This window comes from Herminiimonas fonticola (genome assembly GCF_040395855.1).
Taxonomy (GTDB): Bacteria; Pseudomonadota; Gammaproteobacteria; order Burkholderiales; family Burkholderiaceae_D; genus Oxalicibacterium; species Oxalicibacterium fonticola_A.
In genome coordinates this window covers 21,646-27,646 of the sequence record NZ_JBEBPO010000025.1, presented here as the reverse complement: position 1 = coordinate 27,646, position 6,001 = coordinate 21,646, and the positions used below count along the sequence as shown (strand labels likewise).

Sequence of the window (6,001 nt, the reverse complement as noted above, 5' to 3'; positions counted from 1 at the left end):
GTGGGTTCGATTCCTGCCAGCCGCACCAGCATAAGCAAGGGGTTACGTTCATAAGACGTAACCCCTTTTGTTTTGCCTGAAAAAATTTCTCCATGCATCTGACAATACGATCAGAGGTGTGGCTGGAAAAGCGAAGCGCATTCCAGTATTTCCATAATTAAAACCGGTGTCCTTGTAAATTCTCCTGTCTGTCGGATTCTGGATGCGTGCACGCTGGAATCGGTTGTCGCCAGCACGGTCCCCTTATCGCTGACTATCAATATTTTATACAGTGACGCGCAGCAGCTCTTTGGGCTGTTTCTTTTTTAGTGCTCTTTCAATGGCATCGGCCTTGCTGCCTTGATCCCAAAAATTGCTCCCTTATAGATTGATCGCATGATCGTTCTGAGTATTAATCACATTGATATGAACAGATCAAATATCAATCAGTGTCGTGTGCGGTACGCGCTTTTCTGAATGGATTTATAATTCATACGCACTGGAAATTCCAGATTGCTTTACCTGCATTGTTCGCTTCCATGCATTGCTGTGATTGTTCTTGCTGATGAAATCGCGTCTTCTCGTTAATGTCTGGCTTGCGTTTGCGCTGCTGTTTGCGCAGCAGTTGGCATTCGCCGAAACATTAACGAACATCAAGCGCGCGCAAGCCGATTATCAGTGTCTCTATGATGATGGCGCTTGTTTCGATGGCGGTGCGGTTCCGCATTTGGTCTTCGACGATTTCGATAATGGGCTGACGTCGTCGTTTGCACTACTGGAATTGCCTAATCTTGCAATCGAACAGCCCCAGGCTTCGATCCGGCAATTCTTCTCTGCTGTTTCCACGTATTACTCTTCTCGCGCTCCGCCTCTCCTGTAGCAGGTATTTGGTGAATCGTGCGTACACGCGTAGATGTACGCACTGATTAGCTTCGCGGGTCAACATCATCATAAAAACATAGTGCTCAACGAGTCGGTCTTCGTTGGATGATATTGGTCGCGCCTGGTCAATCACGCCTTTGCCTGCAGTCACACATCACGAATGGAACGATCAGCCTGTCCATGACATTACCTTGATCGTTTCAACGTCTTATGACTTCTTGAGAGGTAGTTAGAAATGAATAGTAATCAAACCGGCGCATCGAATATTCAGAGCGCAAAAGGGTACAAAAATCGCTGGATGCAACTGCTCATCGGTATTGCCTGCATGGCTTTTATGGCGAACCTGCAATATGGCTGGACGCTGTTCGTCACGCCTATCGACAATGCGCATCATTGGGGAAAAGCGGCAATTCAACTCGCGTTTTCCATTTTTATCGTGACGGAAACCTGGCTGGTTCCTATCGAAGGTTACCTGGTTGATAAATTTGGCCCGCGCCCCGTGGTTGCAGTTGGCGCTGTGTGTGCAGGTCTGGGGTGGGTACTTAATAGTTACGCCACTTCCTTGCCGATGCTGTATTTTGCAGCGGTTGTGAGCGGCGTCGGTGCCGGTTGCGTCTACGGTACCTGCGTTGGCAATGCGTTGAAATTGTTCCCGGATCGTCGTGGTCTGGCTGCCGGTTTGACTGCAGCCGGTTTCGGTGCAGGTGCTGCCATCACTGTGATTCCTATCGCGAACATGATTCAAAATTCGGGCTACGAAAAAACATTCTTCACCTTCGGCATTATCCAAGGCGTTTGTATTCTCGTTCTGTCCATGCTGTTGATCAAGCCTGTCGCGCCCAAATCTGCATTGGTAAAAGCGGGTTCTGCCGCAAGGGTGGATTACACAACCAGGCAAATGCTCAAGTCGCCGGTTTTCTGGGTCTTGTATGTGATGTTCGTGTTGGTGGCTTCCGGTGGTTTGATGGCTACAGCACAAATTGGTCCGATCGCAACGGACTTCGGTATTGCAACCTTGCCTATGACCTTGTTCGGTGCAACCTTGCCTTTACTGACGATGACTTTGTCCATCGATAACGTTGCTAACGGTCTGACTCGTCCTTTGTGCGGTTTTGTCTCGGATAAAATCGGCCGTGAAAATACCATGTTCATCGTCTTCATCGGCGAAGGCCTGGCTTTGCTGGGGCTGATGAAGTTTGGTCACAATCCGTATGCATTCATGGCGTTTGCGGCCATGGTCTTTCTGTGCTGGGGTGAGATTTTTTCGATTTTCCCGGCAATTTGTGCGGACATCTTTGGCAGCAAATTTGCCGCCGGCAATTCAGGCACGCTGTACACCGCCAAAGGTACGGCAGCACTGCTGGTGCCTCTCGCATCGGTATTGTCTGCCGGCGGTGGCTGGAGCCGTGTATTTGTGGTGGCCGCGATCATCACCATTTTTGCCGGTTTGTCTGCAAAACTGATCTTGTCGCCTATGCGCAAACGCATGATGGCTAATAATACAGCTCAGGATATGGAGCTGGAAGGTGAGCGTGTTGCGGTGTAAATGCAGGAATTATCCGCAGAACTTGTTAATAATTAAGAAATGGCTTTGATTGCTGCGGAGCGAGTTGCCTTGTCATAAAGCAGGGCAATCGAAAGGGCTGGCGCCACAAGCGTCAGCCCTTTTTCTTTGTGGTCGGCCGGATGGCATTGCCTGATGCTGTTTTACATGAAGCCAAAGCCGAATTTTCCATCGCGATCAAAGCGCAGATCCGGTCCGTTTTCCATTTTGTTAACGGTGCCATTGTTGTTGAAATGAACATGCATCATCGAGTTCCATACGCCGGCCTCCTTGTATGGATAGGTCCATACTTCCAGTTGCTGACGCGGTAAATAAGATGTTTCCGAAGGGTGGCCTATGGTGCGCAGCACATCTGTTTTGGTCGATACGCCCGGTTTGATGGTGGCGAATTTCTCCGTCGTCAGTACCTGTTCGTATGAAACCAGTCTGCCATCGCGGTCGAAACGTGCCATATCGGTAGCCTGTCCCCAGGGGTTGCGCGTGTATTCCAGCAGATAACCGTTTACGTCGGGAATGCGCGCAGTTGGTTGCCCACGCTTGGCAATGACTTGCGCTTCGGTCTCGCCGACCTGGACCGGCGGCATGAGGGCAGCGCAGGCGGTGAGCAGAAGCAACAAGCTGCTCAACATTGCTTTTTGAACATAATTCATATCGTCCACCTTAAAATAAGTACCCCAAGTGTTTGAATCGCTTAAGTATTTCCGCTATACTCCGGGGCTGGTCAATTTGACCTGTTTTATTAATCGTTGTTCACGGTGTGTGGGGTGAGAACTCTGTGCATCGCATGTGAAAGGTAATTCAATCATGTCTATCGAAAAAGCAAGCAAAGCTGCCATCGTCGCAGATAATGCACGTGGCGCAAATGATACTGGTTCACCAGAAGTGCAAGTCGCTCTGTTGACCGCACGTATCAACGACCTCAACGGTCACTTCAAAGCACACTCGAAAGATCACCATTCCCGCCGCGGTTTGATCATGATGGTCAATCGTCGCAAGAGCCTGCTGTCTTACTTGAAAAACAAAGACGCAACGCGCTATCGTGATCTGATTGCAAAGCTCGGTCTGCGCAAGTAATTCGTTTGCGTTATTTTATCCGGCTTGCATAGAAAAATGCCTGCGTCAGTTCTCTGATGCGGGCATTTTGTCTTTTTGAAGTTTGTTGTTTGTAATGAAGTACTGAGTAACTCCCGGTAAGCAGGCAATAAACAAGTAATGAAACAAGCAGTAAAAAGCGACGCCTGATTTGTTGTGTCGTTTGTGGTGAGGTGAACGACAGCACCTGAAAATCTGTCGGTAAAATTAGAAAGGAACACCCGTGTTTAATAAAGTCACTAAAACTTTCCAGTATGGTCAACATACGGTCACGCTTGAAACCGGCGAAATCGCTCGTCAAGCTTCCGGTGCCGTACTCGTCTCGATTGAAGATACTGTTGTACTTGCTACCGTTGTGGCACGCAAGGATGCAAAACCAGGTCAGGATTTCTTCCCGTTGACCGTTGATTACGTCGAAAAAACCTACGCTGCAGGTCGTATTCCAGGCGGCTTCTTCAAGCGTGAAGGCCGTCCTTCGGAAAAAGAAACACTGACATCGCGTCTGATCGATCGCCCGATTCGTCCGCTGTTCCCGGAAGGTTATTTGAATGAAGTGCAGATCATCATTCACGTGATGTCGGTCAATCCCGAGATCGATCCGGACATCGCTGCAATGATCGGTGCATCGGCTGCCTTGTCGGTTTCCGGCATTCCATTCGCAGGCCCGCTGGGTGCTGCGCGCGTCGGTTATATCGATGGCCAATACATATTGAACCCGACTTCGTCGCAATTGAAAACATCGCAAATGGATCTGGTTGTTGCCGGTACCGAAACAGCAGTGTTGATGGTTGAGTCCGAAGCACAGCAATTGTCGGAAGAAGTCATGCTCGGCGCGGTTGTCTACGGTCACGATCAAATGAAAGCAGTCATCGATGCGATTCACGAGTTGGTGCGTGATGGTGGCAAGCCAGAAGTGCAATGGGCGCCTCCAGCAAAGAACGAAGCCTTGATCGCACGCGTGGCGCACTTTGCAGAAGCAAAATTGCGTGCAGCGTATCAAACCAAAGACAAGCAGGCACGTACTGCCAAGTTGAAAGATGCGTTTGCAGAAGTGAATGCTGAAGTTGCTGCAGAAGCTACCTCGGTCGGCGGCGCTGCGCCGGATTCGGCAGAAGTCGGCAACATCCTGTTTGATCTGGAAGCAAAAATCGTTCGTTCGCAAATCCTTGATGGTGAGCCACGCATCGATGGTCGCGATACACGCACTGTACGTCCAATCACTATCCGTACCGGCGTCTTGCCACGCACTCACGGTTCGGCATTGTTTACTCGTGGCGAAACGCAGGCATTGGTTATCGCAACGCTGGGTACCGCACGCGACGAACAAAAGATCGATGCATTGATGGGCGAGTATTCGGACCGCTTCATGCTGCACTACAACATGCCTCCGTTCGCAACTGGCGAAACCGGTCGTGTCGGTACGCCCAAGCGTCGTGAAATCGGTCACGGCCGTCTGGCCAAGCGTGCACTGGTTGCTGCATTGCCGGCACCGGAAGATTTCAGCTACTCGGTTCGTCTGGTTTCGGAAATCACAGAATCCAACGGTTCGTCGTCGATGGCTTCGGTCTGCGGCGGCTGCCTGGCATTGATGGACGCCGGCGTGCCTATGCAAGCGCACGTGGCTGGTATCGCAATGGGCCTGATCAAGGATGGCGGCAAGTTCGCAGTCCTGAGCGACATTCTGGGCGATGAAGATCACCTCGGCGACATGGACTTTAAAGTGGCTGGTACCGCTAACGGTATTACCGCTTTGCAAATGGACATCAAAATCCAGGGCATCACCAAGGAAATCATGCAAGTCGCTTTGGCGCAAGCCAAAGAAGGCCGTATCCATATCCTCGGTGAAATGGAAAAAGCAGTTCCTAGCGGCACCACTGGTGAGTTGTCTGACTTCGCACCACGCCTGATCACGATCAAGATCAATCCGGAAAAAATCCGTGACGTCATCGGCAAAGGCGGCGCAGTGATTCGCGCACTGACCGAAGAAACCGGCACGCAAATCGACATCAGCGATGAAGGCGTAGTCACCATCGCTTCCGTCGACGCAGCTGCCGGCCAGGAAGCTAAACGTCGCATCGAAGAACTGACCGCTTCAGTTGAAGTTGGCAAAGTCTACGAAGGCACGGTTCTGAAATTGCTGGACTTCGGCGCGATCGTTCAAGTCATGCCAGGCAAGGATGGTTTGCTGCACATCAGCCAGATCGCCAACGAACGCGTGAATGCTGTTGCTGATTACCTGAAAGAAGGTCAGCAAGTGCGCGTTAAAGTTCTGGAAACAGACGACCGTGGTCGCTTGAAATTGTCGATGAAAGCAGCGCTCGCAGAAGAGAATCCGGAAGCGGCGCCGCAAGAGTAATCAGTCTGAATCAGGCTTGCCTGAATGTAAAAATAAAAACCGCTCATTGCGCAAGCATTGGGCGGTTTTTTATTGACCTTGGTCAAGTATCTAGTTTGACCATGCTTGCTGCAACAAGCTAGAATAGC

The 6,001-nt window shown here is 50.5% G+C and carries 5 protein-coding genes; 4 read left to right on the top strand and 1 reads right to left on the bottom strand.

Annotated features, from left to right (window positions below; all coding sequences use genetic code 11):
• Window positions 1-532 precede the first annotated feature (532 nt).
• Together ABWP27_RS05510 and oxlT are read left to right on the top strand one after the other, a co-directional pair.
• Window positions 533-859 carry a hypothetical protein gene (locus ABWP27_RS05510; RefSeq protein WP_353154460.1) on the top strand — a complete coding sequence of 109 codons (327 nt, stop codon included), beginning with the start codon at window positions 533-535 and terminating at the stop codon, window positions 857-859.
• Between the two features lie 237 nt (window positions 860-1,096).
• Complete coding sequence (gene oxlT / locus ABWP27_RS05505; RefSeq protein ID WP_353154458.1) at window positions 1,097-2,407, top strand: oxalate/formate MFS antiporter; 1,311 nt, start codon at window positions 1,097-1,099, stop codon at window positions 2,405-2,407.
• A gap of 161 nt (window positions 2,408-2,568) precedes the next feature.
• On the opposite strand, the gene bamE is transcribed toward oxlT, so the two are convergent.
• The gene (gene bamE, locus ABWP27_RS05500) at window positions 2,569-3,075 is read right to left on the bottom strand and encodes an outer membrane protein assembly factor BamE domain-containing protein (protein ID WP_353154455.1); all 507 of its coding nucleotides are present in this window, start codon (window positions 3,073-3,075) and stop codon (window positions 2,569-2,571) included.
• A 154-nt stretch (window positions 3,076-3,229) separates the two neighbouring features.
• Here bamE and rpsO point away from each other — a divergent pair, with 154 nt between their 5' ends.
• Both rpsO and pnp read left to right on the top strand, forming a co-directional pair.
• The gene (rpsO, locus tag ABWP27_RS05495) at window positions 3,230-3,499 is read left to right on the top strand and encodes a 30S ribosomal protein S15 (RefSeq protein ID WP_353154453.1); all 270 of its coding nucleotides are present in this window, start codon (window positions 3,230-3,232) and stop codon (window positions 3,497-3,499) included.
• A gap of 241 nt (window positions 3,500-3,740) precedes the next feature.
• Window positions 3,741-5,873, top strand: coding sequence for a polyribonucleotide nucleotidyltransferase (gene pnp / locus ABWP27_RS05490; RefSeq protein WP_353154451.1), 2,133 nt, complete (start codon window positions 3,741-3,743; stop codon window positions 5,871-5,873).
• The last annotated feature ends 128 nt before the right edge of the window (window positions 5,874-6,001 follow it).

What these genes read in the sequence shown, in the direction of transcription:
- rpsO (WP_353154453.1), top strand. Translation starts at nt 3,230, where the DNA reads ATGTCTATCGAAAAAGCAAGCAAAGCTGCCATCGTCGCAGATAATGCA.
- oxlT (WP_353154458.1), top strand. Translation starts at nt 1,097, where the DNA reads ATGAATAGTAATCAAACCGGCGCATCGAATATTCAGAGCGCAAAAGGG.
- bamE (WP_353154455.1), bottom strand. Translation starts at nt 3,075, where the DNA reads ATGAATTATGTTCAAAAAGCAATGTTGAGCAGCTTGTTGCTTCTGCTC.